Here is a 17,296-nt window from a genome sequence, read left to right on the forward strand (position 1 = left end):
AAAGGCTCTGAAACGGCGCGAATCACGGTCGGAACCTTGAGGCCGTGCCATACTCCAACGCACCGCTTAGAACGGAAAACGAAAGAGAGCCATGCCCAAAGGACTGAAACGCGCTGTCAGCGCCCTGCTGATCACCTTCCTCGTCTATTGCCTGCTGGGCTTCCTGCTCATACCCGGCATCGGGCTGCGCGTCGCCAACCAGCAACTGGCGCAATACGCCACCGTCCCCGCACGTCTCGAACGTATCGAATTCAACCCCTTCAGCCTGGAATTGACCCTCTGGGGTCTGCGCCTGGGCGAGGAGAAGAACCCCCAGCTCGCCTTCCGCCGGCTGTACGCCAACCTGCAGCTGGACAGCCTGTGGAAACGCCAGCTGCACCTGGCCGACGTCGAGCTGGAAGGTCCGCATACCGAACTGCTGTTCGACGAGAAGGGCCAGCTCAACCTGGCCAGCCTGTTCAGGATCCCGCCGAGCGAATCGCCCGAGCCTGAACAGCCGAGCGACCCGTTCCCGCTGCGCATCGACCGCATCCAACTGGCCGAGGGCAGCCTGCACTTCCAGGACCTGCGACCGAGCGAGCCGGTGGACTTCAGCTTCGATCCGCTGGGCTTCGAGCTGCACAACCTCAGCACCCTGCCCGACGACGGCGCGAAGATGACCCTGGTCGCCACCGGCCCGAACGGCGGCCGCCTCGACTGGGAAGGCGACCTGACCCTGGTGCCGATCACGTCCAGGGGCCACCTGAGCGTCAAGGATATCCAGCTCAAGGCCTGGTGGCCCTATGTCCGCGACAATGCCCCGCTGGTGCTGGAGAACGGCGTGGTCAGCCTCTCCAGCGACTATCGCCTGGACCTGTCCAAGGACACCCAGCTGCTGCTCGACAAGGCCGCGCTGAAACTCGCCGACTTCAGCATCAATTCGCCCCAGGGCAAGCCGCTGGCCAAGCTCGCCAGCCTCGACGTGGCCGCTACCACCCTGGACCTGGCCAAGCAGGAAGTGGTGCTCGGCGAAGTCCGCAGCCAGGGCCTGGAGGCCTGGGCCGCGCGCGAGAAGGACGGCCAGCTCGACTGGCAGAAACTGTTCGCCGACTTCACTCCGCCGCCACGCAAGGCGCCTGCACCCAAGCCGGCGGAAAACACCGATCCCGCCGCTGCCCCGACCGACGCGGCGAAGACCACCAGCGAACCGGCAACCGACGGTGCCGCCAAGGCAGCCGCGATAGCCTCGGGCGACGCGGGCAAGGACAGGCCGGCGGAGAAGGACGCCAGCGTCGCCGAGACGGAAAGGGCAACGGACGACAAAGAGTCCGCCAAGGCCGCGGAAGGCGCTGCCGACAAGGTAGCCAAGCAAGAGACGAGCAAGGCTCCGAAGACCGGCAAGGCAACCGGGCAGGAAACGGCCAAGACTGCGGAGATCGACAAGGCGGCCAGCGACTCTCCGCAACAGCTCGCCGGCACTGCAAAGACGCCTCCGCCGGAAAGTACGAAAGCCGCCGCGGAGACGCCTGCCAAGCCCTGGCACATCGTCCTGCGCGACGCCCAGTTGCGCGGCTACAAGGCGCACCTGGTGGATCGCCAGCCGGCCACCGAGGTCCCGCTGGAAGTCGGCCCGCTGGACCTCGACCTGCAGAACGTCGACAGCCTCGGCAAGACCCCCTTCGACCTCAAGCTCAAGACCAGCCTCGGCAACCGCGGCCAGGTCCAGGCCAGCGGCCAGGTGGTGCTCGACCCGGTCAGCGCCAGGCTCAAGGTCAGTACCCGCGACATCGACCTGCGCGTGGCCCAGGCCTACATCTCGCCGTTCATCCGCCTGGAACTGCGCAGCGGCTTCCTTGGCAGCGAGCTGGCGGTCGACCTGAAGAGCGTCGAGCCGCTGGCTTTCAGCGTCGACGGCAGCGCCGAAGTCAGCCAGTTGCATACCCTGGATACCATCAAGGACCGCGACTTCGTCAAATGGACCAAACTGACCCTCAACGGCCTCGCCTACCGGCACGAGGACAGCCTGTCGATCCAGAGCGTGTCCTTCGAGGAGCCCTACGCCCGCTTCATCATCAACGAAGATCGCAGCACCAACGTCAGCGAGCTGATCATCCCGCAACCGGCTAGTTCGTCCGGCAAGACCGCCGCCGAAAGCAAGAATGCGCCGGCGAGCAAGCCGCTGGGCATCCACATCGGCGGCGTACGGATCAACAACGGCTCGGCGAACTTCGCCGACCTGACCCTGATGCCGCCGTTCGGTACCGCCATCCAGCAGCTCAGCGGCGAAGTCGGCACCCTCGACACGCGCAACTCGCAGCCGGCCAAGGTGGACATCAAGGGCAAGGTCGACAAGTACGCACCGGTGACCATCGCCGGCGAACTGGACCCATTCGACCCGCTGAAGAAGCTCGACATCACCACCAGCTTCAAGCGCGTCGAGCTGACCACCCTGACGCCCTATTCCGGCAAGTTCGCCGGCTACCGCATCCGTAAGGGGCGACTCAACCTGGACCTGCACTACCAGATCGAACGTAGCCAACTGAAAGCGGAAAACAAGGTCCTGCTGGAAGGCCTGCAACTCGGCGAGAAGGTCGACAGCCCGGATGCTGTGGACCTGCCGGTGAAGCTGGCGGTAGCCCTGCTCAAGGACACCAAGGGCAACATCGATATCCAGTTGCCGGTGGCCGGTGATCTGAACAACCCGGAGTTCAGCGTCATGCCGATCGTCTGGCAGACCCTGCGCAACCTGGTCCTGCGCGCCGTGCAGGCGCCGTTCAAGTTCATCGCCGGCCTAGCCGCCGGCGGTAACGAGGATCTCGGCACGGTAACCTTCGCCGCGGGCAGCGACGAGCTGACGCCAGAAGCCCAGGCCAACCTCGACAAGCTCGCCGATGCGCTCAAGGAGCGGCCGGCGCTGCGCCTGGAAGTGGAAGGCGTGGCCTCCGCCGCGGCTGACGGTCCCTCGATCGGCGCCAAGCGTCTCGAACTGGAATACCAGAACACCTACTACCGCATGCTCCAGCGTCGCGGCGACAAGGTACCGAGCGACGCCAAGCAGCTCGAGGTGCCGGAGAACATGCAGGCACCGCTGCTCGAAGGCATCTACCGGACCCGCCTGAAGCAGCAGCCACCGGCCGAGTGGAAGGAACTGGACAGCGACGAACGCACCGCGAAGATGCGCGAAGCGGTGATCGCTTCCTGGGCCAAGAGCCAGGTGCTGCTGCGCCAGATCGGCCAGGCCCGGGCCACCCGGATCAAGGATTACCTGGTGGAGAAAGGCCAGTTGCCGGACGATCGCATCTACTTGATCGACGTCAGTTTCGCCGAAGGCGAAGACAAGGGTAATGTCGACACCCAACTGCACCTGGATAGCGAGTGATACCTTGCACAAGCGATTCGCCGCCCTCGCGGCCCCCCTGCTCTACCTTGCCTGCGCGAGCGCGCAGGCCGACACCATGCGTTGCGGCAGTGCGCTGGTCAGCGTCGGCGACCGGGCCTTCGAAGTACAGCAAAAGTGCGGCGATCCGGATCACCGCGACGACGTCGGCTATACCCTGGGCAGCTACGATCGGCGGGAATTCAAGGTCGAGGAGTGGGTGTACGGCCCGCGCAACGGCGTGACCTACATACTGACCTTCGAAGCCAACAAGCTGAAACGCATCGAGTTCAAGCGTTGAATCGCTCGCTTCCGCGCACCGGGCTGGTGGCGTTGCTGTCCCTGCTGCCGTTGGCACATGCTCAGGCCGATTCGCTGCGTTGCGGCAGCCGCCTGGTGAGTACCGGCGACAGCAGCGCCGACGTCCTTGCGCGCTGCGGCGAGCCACGCAGCCGCGACAGCCTGGGTTATCGCGAGGTCGTCGGGGAATGGGGCAAGCGCTACGAGGTCGAGGTCCAGGAATGGGTCTATGGCCCATGGAACGGCATGCTGTATTTCGTCCGTTTCGAGGGCAACCGCCTCAGCGCCATCCAGAGCCGGCGCGGCGACTGAATCCAGCGCCCATGAAAAAGCCCCGCCGGGCAATCCCGGCGGGGCTTCTTTCTACCTGTTCACAGGCGGTCGCTGAAGTCGCGAACTTCCTGTTCGGCCCTTTCCTTGGACCAGCCATAGCGTTCCTGCAGCTTGCCGACCAGGTATTCGGCATGTCCGTCGGCAGCCTGGAGATCGTCGTCGGTTAGATCGCCCCAACGCTCCTTGATCTTGCCGGTGAGTTGCTTCCACTTACCTTTGATCACATCGGAATTCATCGGTCTTCCTCCTGGTGACGAGGGAAAAGGGATCGTTCGGCTCGGGCGCTTACTCGACCGATTTCAGGCCATCGGCGGAAACGGCTTTCACGCCCTTGATGCCCTTGGCGGTCTCGATCGCCAGGTCACGCTCGGCATCGCTCTTCACGTTGCCGGAAAGGGAAACCACACCTTTGTTGGTCTCGACCTTGATATCGACGCCACTGACATTCTTGTTGGCGATCAGGCTGGATTTCACCTTGCTGGTGATCCAGGTATCGGAAACCGCTTCTTCGGTTTTCTGCATAGTGTCGTTGGCCGCCAGGCTGATGGGCTGGGCAGCGAACGCATTGGCCATCGAGAAGCTCAGAGCAGTGGCAGTAGCAGCGGCAATAGCGAGTTTGCTGAATTTCATTGCGGTTTCTCCTATGGATTTCGAAAAACTGCAGCCATTCCTGGCGTCAGTTGCATAGTAGATATCGCAAGCGCTGTGCCAGTTTTCCTCTAAAATAAAATCCTTTAAAAACAATAAGTTAAAAAACAGACTGGAAGCGAGACGGTTGCAGAATGCCGAATTGGGGATGACAGGGCTTGCAAAATGCAAGGATTCGCCCCTTCGCCGAGAAGCGTGTCGCGGAAACGAAAACAGGGCCCGAGGGCCCTGTTTTCATCGATCACGACTCGACTTACACGCCGGAAGCTTCGGCGGCAGCCACGTCCTTGATCGACAGCTTGATGCGGCCACGGTTGTCCACGTCGAGCACCAGAACCTTCACTTCCTGGCCTTCCTGCAGCACGTCGGTGACCTTGTCAATGCGCTTGTCGCTGATCTGCGAGATGTGCACCAGGCCGTCCTTGCCCGGCAGGATGTTGACGAAGGCACCGAAGTCGACGATGCGCTCCACCTTGCCGACGTAGATCTTGCCGATCTCGGCTTCCGCGGTGATCGCCAGGACGCGCAGCTTGGCGGCCTCGGCGGCTTCCTTGGTTTCGCCGTAGATCTTCACGCTGCCATCGTCCTCGATGTCGATCGAGGCCTTGGTCTCTTCGCAGATACCACGGATGGTCGCGCCGCCCTTGCCGATGACGTCGCGGATCTTGTCCGAGTCGATCTTCATCTGCAGCATGGTCGGGGCGTTCTCGGACAGCTCGGCGCGCGGCTTGGCGATGACCTGGTTCATCTGGCCGAGGATGTTCAGGCGAGCTTCCAGGGCCTGGCCCAGGGCGATCTCCATGATCTCTTCGGTGATACCGTTGATCTTGATGTCCATCTGCAGGGCGGTGACGCCCTTGTCGGTACCGGCAACCTTGAAGTCCATGTCGCCCAGGTGGTCTTCGTCACCGAGGATGTCGGTCAGGACGGCGAACTTCTCGCCTTCCTTGACCAGGCCCATGGCGATACCGGCGACCGGCGCCTTGACCGGCACACCGGCATCCATCAGCGCCAGGGAGGCGCCGCACACGGAGGCCATCGAGCTGGAACCGTTGGACTCGGTGATCTCGGAAACCACGCGAATGGTGTAGGGGAACTCGTCCTGGGTCGGCAGCATGGCGGCGACGCCACGACGGGCCAGACGGCCATGGCCGATTTCACGACGACCCGGGCTGCCCATGCGGCCGCACTCGCCTACCGAGAACGGCGGGAAGTTGTAGTGCAGCATGAAGGCGTCCTTGCGCTCGCCTTCCAGGGTATCCAGCAGCTGGGCATCGCGCGCGGTGCCGAGGGTCGCGACGACCAGGGCCTGGGTTTCGCCACGGGTGAACAGCGCGGAACCGTGGGTCTTGCCGAGCACGCCGACTTCGATGCGCAGCGGACGCACGGTACGGGTGTCACGACCGTCGATACGCGGCTTGCCGTTGACGATGTTCTCGCGAACGGTGCGGTATTCCAGCAGGCCGAATACGTCCTTGACCTCGGAAGCCGGGAACTTGCCCTCTTCCTCGCCGGCGAACAGGGCCACGGCCTGGTCGCGCAGCTCGCCCAGACGGTTGTAGCGGTCCTGCTTGATGGTGATGGTATAGGCCTGGGAGATCGCTTCGCCCAGCTCTGCCTTGATGGCGTTGACCAGCACGGTGTTTTCCGCCGGGGCTTTCCAGTCCCAGGCCGGCTTGCCAGCTTCGGCGGCCAGCTCCTTGACGGCACGGATCACCGCCTGGAACTCGTCGTGGGCGAACAGCACGGCACCGAGCATCTGGTCTTCGGTCAGTTCGTCGGCCTCGGACTCCACCATCAGCACGGCGTCTTCGGTACCGGCCACGACCATGTCGAGGCTGGAACTCTGCAGTTGCTCGTAGGTGGGGTTGAGGATGTAGCCGATTTCCGGGTGGAAACCGACGCGGGCGGCGCCGATCGGGCCGGCGAACGGAATGCCGGAGATCGCCAGGGCGGCGGAGGTGCCGATCATCGCGGCGATGTCCGGATCGGACTTCTTGTTGGTGGAAACGACGGTGCAGACGACCTGCACTTCATTCATGAAACCTTCGGGGAACAGCGGACGGATCGGACGGTCGATCAGGCGCGAGGTCAGGGTTTCCTTCTCGGAAGGACGTCCTTCACGCTTGAAGAAACCACCGGGGATACGGCCTGCGGCGTAGGTCTTTTCCTGGTAGTGCACGGACAGCGGGAAGAAGTCGCGGCCTTCGGCCGGCGACTTGGCGCCGACCACGGTGACCAGCACGCTGACGTCGTCCATGGTGACCAGTACGGCGCCGGTGGCCTGGCGAGCGATACGGCCGGTCTCGAGAGTGACGGTCGACTGACCGAACTGGAATTGCTTGGTTACCGGGTTCACGGTGTCTTTACCTTCTATGTTGCCTTGGGGGAAATCGGTGGAATGCCGGGAGTCGGACCCGAATCGATTCCTAGAAAGCGCGAAGCTGGAAGCCCGACGCCGATACCCGCCTCGTGTGCGGGTATCGACGCCAGACTTCCAGCTCCTTGCTTCAAGCTGCCGACCGGCGTCGCTTAGCGACGCAGACCCAGACGGCCGATCAGGGCAGTGTAGCGAGACACGTCTTTGCCCTTCAGGTAGTCCAGCAGCTTACGGCGCTGGTTAACCATACGGATCAGACCACGGCGGGAATGGTGATCCTTGCCGTTGGCCTTGAAGTGATCCTGCAGCTTGTTGATGTTGGCGGACAGCAGGGCTACCTGCACTTCCGGGGAACCGGTGTCGCCTTCAGCTTGCTTGTATTCGTTAACGATCTGCGCTTTTTCTTCAACGCTCAGTGCCATGATGGGCTTCCTCTGAGTGAACAGGCCGGGAATCGCTTCCCGTGTTTTAAAAGGAGGAGTGACCGTGCCTGCTGACAGCCACCCTCGTATCGGTCTTATGACCGAATCAGTCGACGCGGGGCGATACGCCCATCGTCGGTCACTTCACCGATACCGATGAAACGACCTGTGTGATCCTGCACCCGCAGCCAGCCGAACTTCGGCGCTTCCGGGGCCCGCACCGGCTGCCCGTGCAGCCAGTAGTACGCACTGTGCTCGGACAACTGCAACACCGGCCAATGCAACAGGCCGCTGTCTTCCGGCATCAGGAATTGGTCCAGCGCTTCCGGACCACCTTCGGCATGCACGCGTTCGAGCGTCTCGAGGGTGATCGCCTGGGCCAGGGCGAACGGCCCGGCCTGGGTCCGCCGCAGTGCCGCGACGTGCGCGCCGCAGCCCAGGACCTGGCCGAGATCTTCCACCAGCGTACGCACGTAGGTGCCTTTGCTGCAGGAAACGGCCAGGGTCGCACAGGGCGGCTCGAAGGAGAGCAAATCCAGGCGCGTAATAGTAACAGAACGCGCCTCGCGCTCCACTACCTCTCCTGCACGGGCGAGCTTGTACAGCGGCTGTCCGTCTTTCTTCAGCGCCGAGTACATCGGCGGCACCTGCTCTATGTCGCCACGGAAGCGCGGCAGGGCCTGTTCGAGATCGTCCCGACCGACGGTCACGTCCCGCTCGGCGAGCAGTTCGCCCTCGGCGTCGCCGGTGGTGGTGGTGATGCCCATGCGCATCACCGTCTCGTAACCCTTGTCGGCATCGAGAAGATACTGGGAGAACTTGGTCGCCTCGCCGAAGCACAGCGGCAGCACCCCGGTGGCCAGCGGGTCGAGGCTGCCGGTGTGGCCGGCCTTCTCGGCATTGAGCAGCCAGCGGACTTTCTGCAGTGCCTGGTTGGAACTCATGCCGCGCGGCTTGTCGAGCACCAGGATGCCGCTGATGGAGCGGCGGATACGCTTCACCTGGGCCACGCTCAGTCCTCGGTCTCGTCGCCGTGGCGGCGGCCGTCTTCGGCCACCGCACGCTCGATCAGCGCCGACAGCTCGGCGCCGCGGCGGATGCTTTCGTCGTAGTGGAAATGCAGTTGCGGCACGCTGCGCAGCTTCATCGACTTGCCCAGCAGCATGCGCAGGTAGCCGGCGGCGTCGTTGAGGATTTCCATGTTCAGGGCGATCTTGCCGGCATCGTCCTGGCCCATGACGGTGATGAACACCTTGGCGTGCGCCACGTCGCGGCTGACCTCGACACCGGTGATGGTGACCAGGCCCAGGCGCGGGTCCTTGATCTCGCGCTGGATCAGTTGAGCCAGTTCGCGTTGCATCTGATCGCCGATACGCTGGGTACGGCTGTAGTCTTTTGCCATTTTTCAACCTGCCTCCAGCGACACCCGGTCACTGGAAAAAAAAGCGACAAACGCCCGGGACAGCTGGAAGCCGGCCCGGGCGCTGTGGTTACGCACTCGCCATCAAAGGCTGCGTGCGACTTCGACCTTCTCGAACACTTCGATCTTGTCGCCGACCTTGACGTCGTTGTAGCTCTTCACGCCGATGCCGCACTCCATGCCGGCACGCACTTCGGCGACGTCGTCCTTGAAGCGACGGAGAGACTCCAGCTCGCCTTCGAAGATGACCACGTCGTCGCGCAGCACGCGGATCGGACGGTTGCGGTGCACCATGCCCTCGGTGACCATGCAGCCGGCGATCGCGCCGAACTTCGGCGAGCGGAACACGTCGCGCACCTCGGCGATGCCCAGGATGTTCTCCCGCAGATCGCTGCCGAGCATGCCGGTCAGGGCCTTCTTGACGTCCTCGATGATGTCGTAGATCACGTTGTAGTAACGCATATCCAGACCTTCGGCTTCGACGATCTTGCGCGCGCCGGCGTCGGCGCGCACGTTGAAGCCGAACAGCACCGCGTTGGAAGCCAGCGCCAGGTTGGCGTCGGACTCGGTGATGCCACCGACGCCGCCACCGACCACGCGGACCTGCACTTCGTCGTTGCCCAGGCCGCTGAGCGAGCCTTGCAGAGCCTCGAGCGAACCGCGCACATCGGCCTTGAGGACGATGTTCAGGGTCTTCTTCTCTTCCTGGCCCATGTTCTCGAAGATGTTTTCCAGCTTGCCGGCATGGGCACGCGCCAGTTTCACCTCACGGAACTTGCCTTGACGGAACAGGGCGACTTCGCGGGCCTTCTTCTCGTCGGCGACCACGGTCATCTCGTCACCGGCATCCGGCGTACCGTCCAGGCCGAGGATCTCGACCGGGATCGACGGGCCGGCTTCCTTGATCGGCTTGCCGTTCTCGTCGAGCATGGCGCGGACACGACCGTAGTTGATGCCGACCAGCACCATGTCGCCCTGGCGCAGGGTACCGTCCTGGACCAGCACGGTGGCCACCGGGCCGCGTCCCTTGTCCAGGCGCGACTCGACCACCACGCCACGGCCCGGGGCCGACGGAGTGGCTTTCAGTTCGAGCACTTCTGCCTGCAGCAGGACCGCTTCGAGCAGTTCATCGACGCCAGTACCGAGCTTCGCCGAAACCGGGACGAAGGGAGCGTCGCCGCCCCACTCTTCCGGGATCACGTCGAGAGCGGCCAGGCCGTTCTTGATGTTGTCCGGGTTGGCCTCGGGCTTGTCGATCTTGTTCACCGCGACCACGATCGGCACGCCCGCCGCTTTCGCGTGCTGCACGGCTTCCTGGGTCTGCGGCATGACGCCGTCGTCGGCCGCGACCACCAGGATCACGATGTCGGTCGCCTGGGCGCCACGGGCACGCATCGCGGTGAACGCGGCGTGGCCGGGGGTATCCAGGAAGGTCACCATGCCACGCTCGGTTTCGACGTGGTAGGCACCGATATGCTGGGTGATGCCGCCGGCCTCGCCCGCGGCGACCTTGGCGCGACGGATGTAGTCGAGCAGCGAGGTCTTGCCGTGGTCGACGTGGCCCATGACGGTGACGACCGGCGCGCGGGTGACTGCCTCGCCTTCGAACTTCAGGGACTCGGCCAGTTGTTCTTCCAGCGCGTTCTCGCTGACCAGCTTGACCTTGTGGCCCAGCTCTTCGGCGACCAGTTGGGCGGTCTCCTGGTCCAGGACCTGGTTGATGGTCACCGGGGAGCCCATCTTGAACATGAACTTGACGACTTCGGCACCCTTGACCGACATCTGGGCGGCCAACTCGGCTACGGTGATGGTCTCACCGATGTTCACTTCACGCACGATCGGTCCTGTCGGGTTCTGGAACCCGTGCTGGTTGCGCTTCTTCAGCTTCGACTTGCCACCACGACCGCCGCGACGGTAACCATCGCTTTCCTCGTCGGTGCTGCGTGGAGCCACGCGCGGAGCAGGAACCTTTTCCTTCTCCTTGACCGAGGGACGGTGCTGGGTGTGCTTGCGGTCGCGGCGGTCATCGTCCTCGTCACGCTTGGGCACGCGGCGCGGCTCTTCCTTCTTGCGCTCTTCCACGGCGGCAGGCTTGGCCACTGGTTCGGCAACCGCGACATCCGCCACCACGGCAGGCTCGGCACCGGCAGTAGCCGCTGCTTCCTGGGCAGCCTTGGCACGCGCAGCTTCCTCGGCCTTGCGCGCTTCCTCTTCGGCACGCTGGCGGGCAGCGGCCTCTTCGGCCTTCAGACGCTCCGCCTCTTCCGCCGCGCGCTGCTCCTCGAGTTCGCGCTGGCGCTCGGCCTCGATCTCGTCGGGGCTGCGCTTGACATAGGTTTTCTTCTTGCGAACTTCGACGCTCACCGTCTTGCTGCCACCCACTTTCAGCGTGGTAGTGGTCTTGCGTTGCAGGGTGATCTTGCGCGGCTCGCTGGCGCGATCGCCATGGCTGCCTTTCAGGTGGGTCAGCAGGGCTTGCTTCTCGCTATCCGTTACAACTTGTTCGGCACTGGTGTGCGGCAGACCTGCGTCACGCATCTGCAGCAGCAGGCGCTCCACCGGTGTGTCGACCACCTGGGCCAGTTCTTTCACCGTGACTTGCGTCATGCACTTCTCTCCTCAGGCCGCGACTGCTTACTCGAACCAATGGGCCCGGGCGGCCATGATCAACTTGCCGGCACGCTCTTCGTCCATGCCGTCGATGTCGAGCAGATCGTCGATCGATTGCTCGGCCAGATCTTCACGGGTGGTTACGCCACGCAGCGCCAGGTCCAGGGCCAGCTCCTTGCTCATGCCATCGAGGCTGAGCAGGTCTTCTGCCGGTTGTGCGTCGGCGAGCTTCTCTTCGGTCGCAATGGCCTTGGTCAGCAGGCGATCCTTGGCACGGGAGCGCAGCTCGTTGACGATGTCTTCGTCGAAGCCATCGATGCTGAGCATCTCTTCCATCGGTACGTAGGCGATTTCCTCAAGAGTCGTGAAGCCCTCTTCCACCAGTACCTGGGCCAGTTCCTCGTCGACATCCAGCTCGTCGACGAAGCGCTGCAGGATATCCCCGGTCTCGGCCTGTTGCTTGGCCTGGATATCCGCCTCGGTCATCACATTCAGGGTCCAGCCGGTCAACTGGCTGGCCAGACGGACGTTCTGGCCACTGCGGCCGATAGCCTGCGCCAGATTGTCCTCGGCGACGGCGATATCCATGGTATGGGTATCCTCGTCGACGATGATCGCCGCCACCTCGGCCGGAGCCATGGCGTTGATCACGAATTGCGCCGGGTTGTCGTCCCACAGGACGATGTCCACCCGCTCTCCACCGATCTCGCCGGATACCGCCTGGACGCGCGAACCGCGCATGCCGATGCAGGCGCCCTGCGGGTCGATGCGCTTGTCCTTGGAACGAACGGCGATCTTGGCGCGCGAGCCCGGGTCACGGGCGGCGGCCATCACGTCGATCAACTGCTCGGCGATTTCCGGTACTTCGATGCGGAACAGCTCGATCAGCATTTCCGGCGCGGTACGCGACAGGACCAGTTGAGGACCGCGGTTCTCGGTACGGATCTCCTTCAGCAGGGCACGCACGCGGGTGCCAACGCGGAAGGTCTCGCGCGGAATGATCTGGTCGCGGGCCAGCAGCGCCTCGGCGTTGTTGCCGAGATCGACGATGACGTTGTCGCGGGTGACCTTCTTCACGGTACCGGAAATGATCTCGCCGACCTTCTCGCGGTAGGCATCGACCACCTGGGCGCGCTCGGCCTCGCGGACCTTCTGCACGATGACCTGCTTGGCAGTCTGCGCAGCGATGCGGCCGAACTCGATGGATTCGATCTTTTCTTCGATGACCTCGCCGACCTTCGCGCCCGGCTTCTGCTCCTGGACGTCCTCGACGGTGATCTCGGTGGCGGGGTCCTGGTAGTCCTCGTCGGCGACGACGTGCCAACGACGGAAAGTCTCGTAGCTGCCGTTATGACGATTGATCTCGACGCGCAGGTCGACCTCGTCCTCGAAACGTTTCTTGGTGGCGGTCGCCAGAGCCAGCTCCAGCGCCTCGAAAATCACGCCGGCCGGTACGCCCTTTTCGTTGGATACCGACTCAACAACCAGCAGTACTTCTTTGCTCATTGTACGCCTCGCCTTTCAATCCATTGGATCCGCGGATTCGCGTCTCAATCAAAACGGGGAATGATGTTGGCCTTGTCGATCGAATCGATCGGCAGCAGGTACTCGTGATCGTCCACCAGGACCACCACATCCTGCTCCTCCACACCACGGAGAATGCCTTGGTAGTTACGCCGCCCCTCATAGGGCGAACGCAGCCTGATCTTCACTTGCTCGCCGGCATGCTTGGCGAACTGTTCGAGGGTGAACAGCGGCCGATCCATGCCCGGAGAGGACACCTCCAGGGTGTACTCGCCGCTGATCGGGTCTTCGACGTCGAGAATACCGCTGACCTGCCGACTGACGGCTTCACAGTCATCGATGAGGATGCCTTCGGGGCGGTCGATATAGACGCGCAACACCGAATGACGACCCTGGGAAATGAACTCGACGCCCCAGCACTCATAGCCGAGCGCCTCGACCACAGGGGCCAGCAAGGCCTGCAACTGTTCTAGCTTGCTCGACACCTGATCGCCTCGCGTATGTCGTAGAAACAAAAAATGGGCGAAACGCCCATCCCTAAATTGCCACTCGGAACCGTGGCATGGACTGTCCAGCTAACAAAAAGCCCCTAAAAAGGGGCCCTGAAAAACTGGTTGCGGGGGCTGGATTTGAACCAACGACCTTCGGGTTATGAGCCCGACGAGCTACCAGACTGCTCCACCCCGCGTCAAAGCTGGTGCAAGATTATACGACCGACACCTTGATGGGTCAACCGAACCTTGCAGAGACAAACCCCGCAGGACGGGGCTTGCTTATATGGTACCGAGGAGGGGACTCGAACCCCTACAGCCTATGGCCACTACCACCTCAAGGTAGCGTGTCTACCAATTCCACCACCTCGGCAGAAACCTTTCTCTTACTTCTGTTCAGGAGCCGCCGGTACATCGCCTGCACTTTCCGCAGGCTTGGACTGCTCCTGAAGAACCGGCACATCGTCAGCGGCCGGTGCTTTCTCTTGCTTCTGCTCCAGAACTGCCGGATCCGGCAGCCCGATGTGTTGCAGAGCATCAGACTTTTCTTTAGCGAAGTACGCTAAGCCAAGGCTGGTCAAGAAAAAAACCGCTGCCAGTATACCAGTAATCCGACTCAAAAAGGTAGCGGAACCTTGGCTTCCGAAAACAGTTGCCGAAGCACCTGCACCGAAAGAAGCCCCTGCATCCGCACCCTTGCCATGCTGAACGAGGATCAGGCCAACAAGACCCAATGCCATCAGCAGGTGCACGACAATTACGACCTTTTCCAGCATCTTCAGCTTCCCGCGGCACGACAGATCGCGCCGAACTCATCCGCATTGAGGGAGGCTCCACCTACCAGCCCCCCATCGATATCCGGCATGCCGAACAACTCGGCTGCACTTGCCGCCTTTACACTGCCGCCGTAAAGGAGTCGCACACCTTTTGCGACCTCGGCATTTTCCGCTGCCAGTTGCGCGCGGATCGCCGCGTGCACTTCCTGGGCTTGCGCGGGGGACGCGGTCAACCCGGTCCCGATCGCCCAGACCGGCTCGTAAGCCACGACTGCGCGAGCAAAAGCTCCAACACCCAACTCGTCGATCACGCTTCCCAGCTGCCTTGCGACAACCTCCAGCGTCTTGCCCGCCTCGCGCTCCGCCCGGGTCTCCCCGACACACAGCACCGGCACCAGGCCGCACGACTGAGCCGCGGCAAACTTGCGACTCACAACCTCGTCACTCTCGCCGAGAATCAGGCGACGCTCCGAGTGGCCCACGAGGACCATGCTACAACCGACATCCGCCAACTGACTGGGAGCAGTCTCACCGGTCAGCGCGCCTTGCATCGGCTCGACGGCGCTGTTCTGCGCACCTACATTGATCGCCTTGCCGGCCAGGCCCTGGATGACCTGGCTGATGAACAAGCAAGGTGGCATCACAGCTACATCGACTCCGCCCGGCAACGCCAGCTGACGCAAGCCTTTGATCAACTCGGCCACACTGGAATGCGTACCGTGCATTTTCCAGTTACCGGCCACCAAGGGTCGACGCATGCTGTACCTCGCGGGGCAAAGTGGGCGCAGATGTTACTCAACAGTTTCCAGACTGGCAAGCAAAATCAAGCACATACCTCAGAAACAATTTTTGCCAGCTGTTCGGCGTGGGCACGAACGCTAGCTTCCTCGTCACCCTCGACCATCACCCGGACCAACGGCTCTGTGCCGGATTTGCGCAGCAGGACACGACCGCGCCCGCCCATTTGCTCGGTGACGCGGACGCTGGCCTCCTTCACCGAGGGGTGCTCGAGCGGATCGTTTTCGCCCTTGAAGCGCACATTGATCAGCACCTGGGGGCACTTGCGAATCCCCTGGCGCGCCTCGGCCAGGGTCTGGCCGCGATGCTTGAGCGCCATCAGCACCTGTAGCGCCGCGATGATGGCATCGCCCGTCGTGGTGTTCTGGCAGCAGACGATATGTCCCGAATTCTCCCCTCCCAGCATCCAGTTCCGAGCCAGCAGTTCGGCCATCACATAGCGATCGCCGACCTTCGCCCGCACGAACGGGATATGCAGTTCCTGCAAAGCCAGCTCCAGGCCGAGGTTGCTCATCAGGGTGCCGACCACACCGCCCTGCAGGCGCCCGCTTTCCTGCAGGTCGCGCGCGATGAGGAAAAGCAGTTCGTCGCCATCCACGACCGCACCGGTATGGTCGACCATCATCACCCGGTCGCCGTCGCCGTCGAAGGCGATGCCGAGGTCGGCATGGTGCTCGACCACCGCAGCCTGCAGGCCATCCAGGTGAGTGGAACCGCACTTGTCGTTGATGTTCAGGCCATTCGGGCTGGCCGCCAGCACCGTCACTTCCGCGCCCAGTTCCCGGAAGACGCTGGGAGCGATCTTGTAGGTAGCGCCGTTGGCGCAGTCGAGCACGACCTTGAGACCGTTGAAGTCGGTGCTGGTCGGCACGCTGCTCTTACAGAATTCGATGTAGCGCCCCGCCGCGTCATTGATCCGCGAAACCTTGCCGAGACGGGCGGACTCCACCACGGTCATCGGCGCATCGAGCAGCTCCTCGATCATCAGCTCGACGTCGTCCGGCAGCTTGGTCCCCTGCCCGGAGAAGAACTTGATGCCGTTGTCGTCGTGGGGATTGTGCGAAGCGCTGATCACCACCCCGGCCTCGGCGTGGAAAGTCCGCGTCAGGTAGGCGATGCCGGGGGTAGGCATCGGTCCCAGCAACAGGGTATCGGCGCCGGAAGCGGAGAGCCCGGCCTCGAAGGCCGACTCGAACATGTAACCCGAGCTGCGCGTGTCCTTGCCGATCAGGACCCGGCAGTTGCCCTGCCGGCGGAAGGCCATGCCCACCGCCCAGCCCAGCTTGAGAACGAAGTCCGGAGTAATCGGAAACTCGCCAACACGACCACGGATACCGTCAGTCCCGAAGTATTTTCTGCTCATCTTTTGTCTTCCGTGCTCAATCCGCCATTTCAACGGCGGAGATCATTCGCATCACGTCGACGGTCGCCGCCACGTCATGCACTCGAATTATCCGTGCGCCCTTGGCCAGCGCCAGGGCCGCCAGAGCTAGGCTGCCGTAGAGGCGTTCGTCCACCTCCCGCCCCAGTACCTTGCCGATCATGCTCTTGCGCGAAACGCCGACCAACAACGGCAAGCCCAGGCCATGGAGTGCCTGCAGATGCCTGAACAGCACCAGGTTGTGCTCCAGTGTCTTGGCAAAACCGAAACCCGGATCCAGCAACAGCCGCTCGCGGTCGATTCCGGCCGCCACGCAGGCATTCACACGCTCCTGCAGGAACGCGCCGACTTCCGCCACCACATCCTGGTAGGCAGGCGCATCCTGCATGGTCTGCGGTTCTCCACGCATGTGCATGAGGCAGACCGCCAGGCCGCTATCCACCGCAGCATCCAGCGCACCGTCGCGCTGCAGCGAACGGACGTCGTTGATCAGACCCGCTCCGAGACGCGCAGTTTCGCGCATGACCGCGGGCGTGGAGGTATCCACCGAAATCACGACGTCCAGCTCGCGAGCGATGCGTTCGACTACCGGAGCGACCCGCTCCAGCTCCTCCGTCGGAGAAACGCTGCGCGCACCGGGACGGGTCGACTCGCCGCCGACGTCGATGAGCGTTGCGCCTTCCCGCACCATGCGCTCGGCATGCCGCAGGGCATCGTCCAGCCGGTCGTAACGGCCGCCATCGGAAAAGGAATCGGGGGTGACATTGAGGATGCCCATGACATGTGGGCGGGCCAAATCAAGAACCCGACTGCCGCAAGGCAGTCGGGTCGGGTATTGCGGATTGCTCATTCAGGGCT

General features: G+C 63.1%; 16 protein-coding genes and 2 tRNA genes. 3 read left to right on the top strand and 15 right to left on the bottom strand.

Translation table 11 applies throughout. The features are described from left to right. The first annotated feature begins 91 nt into the window (after positions 1 to 91). From AC1RB9_RS24795 to AC1RB9_RS24805, 3 genes are read left to right on the top strand one after another with little or no spacing between them, the layout of a single operon-like run. Positions 92 to 3,358: a DUF748 domain-containing protein gene (locus AC1RB9_RS24795; RefSeq protein ID WP_003457162.1), complete on the top strand. Its 3,267-nt coding sequence runs from the start codon at positions 92 to 94 to the stop codon at positions 3,356 to 3,358. 4 nt (positions 3,359 to 3,362) lie between these two features. Beyond that, complete coding sequence (locus AC1RB9_RS24800) at positions 3,363 to 3,656, top strand: DUF2845 domain-containing protein (protein ID WP_003100541.1); 294 nt, start codon at positions 3,363 to 3,365, stop codon at positions 3,654 to 3,656. Beyond that, a complete protein-coding gene (locus tag AC1RB9_RS24805; protein ID WP_003100526.1) occupies positions 3,653 to 3,967 on the top strand; it encodes a DUF2845 domain-containing protein in 315 nt (104 codons plus the stop codon). The genes AC1RB9_RS24800 and AC1RB9_RS24805 overlap by 4 nt, the downstream gene beginning before the upstream one ends. 59 nt (positions 3,968 to 4,026) lie before the next feature. Here the strand turns inward: AC1RB9_RS24805 and AC1RB9_RS24810 are convergent, their stop codons facing one another. The 15 genes from AC1RB9_RS24810 to folP all read right to left on the bottom strand — a co-directional run bounded on the left by AC1RB9_RS24810 (position 4,027) and on the right by folP (position 17,288). Then, positions 4,027 to 4,224 (bottom strand): CsbD family protein, encoded by a 198-nt coding sequence (locus tag AC1RB9_RS24810; RefSeq protein ID WP_003095174.1) that lies wholly within the window; start codon positions 4,222 to 4,224, stop codon positions 4,027 to 4,029. A 49-nt stretch (positions 4,225 to 4,273) separates the two neighbouring features. Then, entirely contained in the window at positions 4,274 to 4,618 is a 345-nt protein-coding gene (locus AC1RB9_RS24815; protein ID WP_003095177.1) for a BON domain-containing protein, read from the bottom strand. 271 nt (positions 4,619 to 4,889) lie between these two features. Continuing rightward, a complete protein-coding gene (gene pnp, locus AC1RB9_RS24820; RefSeq protein ID WP_003095181.1) occupies positions 4,890 to 6,995 on the bottom strand; it encodes a polyribonucleotide nucleotidyltransferase in 2,106 nt (701 codons plus the stop codon). 173 nt (positions 6,996 to 7,168) lie between these two features. Beyond that, positions 7,169 to 7,438: a 30S ribosomal protein S15 gene (gene rpsO, locus AC1RB9_RS24825; protein WP_003095184.1), complete on the bottom strand. Its 270-nt coding sequence runs from the start codon at positions 7,436 to 7,438 to the stop codon at positions 7,169 to 7,171. Between the two features lie 95 nt (positions 7,439 to 7,533). Next, positions 7,534 to 8,448 (bottom strand): tRNA pseudouridine(55) synthase TruB, encoded by a 915-nt coding sequence (gene truB, locus AC1RB9_RS24830; RefSeq protein WP_003100522.1) that lies wholly within the window; start codon positions 8,446 to 8,448, stop codon positions 7,534 to 7,536. 2 nt (positions 8,449 to 8,450) lie between these two features. Next, positions 8,451 to 8,840, bottom strand: a complete 390-nt coding sequence (rbfA, locus tag AC1RB9_RS24835) for a 30S ribosome-binding factor RbfA (protein WP_003095188.1) — start codon at positions 8,838 to 8,840, stop codon at positions 8,451 to 8,453. Positions 8,841 to 8,942: 102 nt separating this feature from the next. Next, positions 8,943 to 11,465 (bottom strand): translation initiation factor IF-2, encoded by a 2,523-nt coding sequence (infB, locus tag AC1RB9_RS24840; protein ID WP_003113908.1) that lies wholly within the window; start codon positions 11,463 to 11,465, stop codon positions 8,943 to 8,945. A 27-nt stretch (positions 11,466 to 11,492) separates the two neighbouring features. After that, the gene (gene nusA, locus AC1RB9_RS24845) at positions 11,493 to 12,974 is read right to left on the bottom strand and encodes a transcription termination factor NusA (RefSeq protein WP_003095192.1); all 1,482 of its coding nucleotides are present in this window, start codon (positions 12,972 to 12,974) and stop codon (positions 11,493 to 11,495) included. Positions 12,975 to 13,018: 44 nt separating this feature from the next. Then, positions 13,019 to 13,477 (bottom strand): ribosome maturation factor RimP, encoded by a 459-nt coding sequence (gene rimP, locus AC1RB9_RS24850; protein ID WP_003095193.1) that lies wholly within the window; start codon positions 13,475 to 13,477, stop codon positions 13,019 to 13,021. A 126-nt stretch (positions 13,478 to 13,603) separates the two neighbouring features. Further along, positions 13,604 to 13,680 (bottom strand) — tRNA-Met (locus tag AC1RB9_RS24855). 90 nt (positions 13,681 to 13,770) lie between these two features. Further along, positions 13,771 to 13,856, bottom strand: a tRNA-Leu gene (locus AC1RB9_RS24860). 13 nt (positions 13,857 to 13,869) lie between these two features. Beyond that, positions 13,870 to 14,259 carry a preprotein translocase subunit SecG gene (secG, locus tag AC1RB9_RS24865; RefSeq protein WP_003095194.1) on the bottom strand — a complete coding sequence of 130 codons (390 nt, stop codon included), beginning with the start codon at positions 14,257 to 14,259 and terminating at the stop codon, positions 13,870 to 13,872. A gap of 2 nt (positions 14,260 to 14,261) precedes the next feature. Further along, positions 14,262 to 15,017, bottom strand: coding sequence for a triose-phosphate isomerase (gene tpiA / locus AC1RB9_RS24870; RefSeq protein ID WP_003457166.1), 756 nt, complete (start codon positions 15,015 to 15,017; stop codon positions 14,262 to 14,264). Between the two features lie 65 nt (positions 15,018 to 15,082). Then, entirely contained in the window at positions 15,083 to 16,420 is a 1,338-nt protein-coding gene (gene glmM / locus AC1RB9_RS24875) for a phosphoglucosamine mutase (protein ID WP_003095196.1), read from the bottom strand. A 16-nt stretch (positions 16,421 to 16,436) separates the two neighbouring features. Beyond that, positions 16,437 to 17,288 carry a dihydropteroate synthase gene (gene folP / locus AC1RB9_RS24880; protein ID WP_003121077.1) on the bottom strand — a complete coding sequence of 284 codons (852 nt, stop codon included), beginning with the start codon at positions 17,286 to 17,288 and terminating at the stop codon, positions 16,437 to 16,439. Between the last annotated feature and the right edge of the window lie 8 nt (positions 17,289 to 17,296).

The sequence above is a fragment of the Pseudomonas sp. 20-5 genome, from assembly GCF_056782835.1.

Coding starts and splice junctions, on each gene's coding strand:
- AC1RB9_RS24815 (WP_003095177.1), bottom strand. CDS start 4,618: ATGAAATTCAGCAAACTCGCTATTGCCGCTGCTACTGCCACTGCTCTG.
- nusA (WP_003095192.1), bottom strand. CDS start 12,974: ATGAGCAAAGAAGTACTGCTGGTTGTTGAGTCGGTATCCAACGAAAAG.
- AC1RB9_RS24810 (WP_003095174.1), bottom strand. CDS start 4,224: ATGAATTCCGATGTGATCAAAGGTAAGTGGAAGCAACTCACCGGCAAG.
- secG (WP_003095194.1), bottom strand. CDS start 14,259: ATGCTGGAAAAGGTCGTAATTGTCGTGCACCTGCTGATGGCATTGGGT.
- tpiA (WP_003457166.1), bottom strand. CDS start 15,017: ATGCGTCGACCCTTGGTGGCCGGTAACTGGAAAATGCACGGTACGCAT.
- rbfA (WP_003095188.1), bottom strand. CDS start 8,840: ATGGCAAAAGACTACAGCCGTACCCAGCGTATCGGCGATCAGATGCAA.
- infB (WP_003113908.1), bottom strand. CDS start 11,465: ATGACGCAAGTCACGGTGAAAGAACTGGCCCAGGTGGTCGACACACCG.
- AC1RB9_RS24795 (WP_003457162.1), top strand. CDS start 92: ATGCCCAAAGGACTGAAACGCGCTGTCAGCGCCCTGCTGATCACCTTC.
- glmM (WP_003095196.1), bottom strand. CDS start 16,420: ATGAGCAGAAAATACTTCGGGACTGACGGTATCCGTGGTCGTGTTGGC.
- rpsO (WP_003095184.1), bottom strand. CDS start 7,438: ATGGCACTGAGCGTTGAAGAAAAAGCGCAGATCGTTAACGAATACAAG.
- folP (WP_003121077.1), bottom strand. CDS start 17,288: ATGAGCAATCCGCAATACCCGACCCGACTGCCTTGCGGCAGTCGGGTT.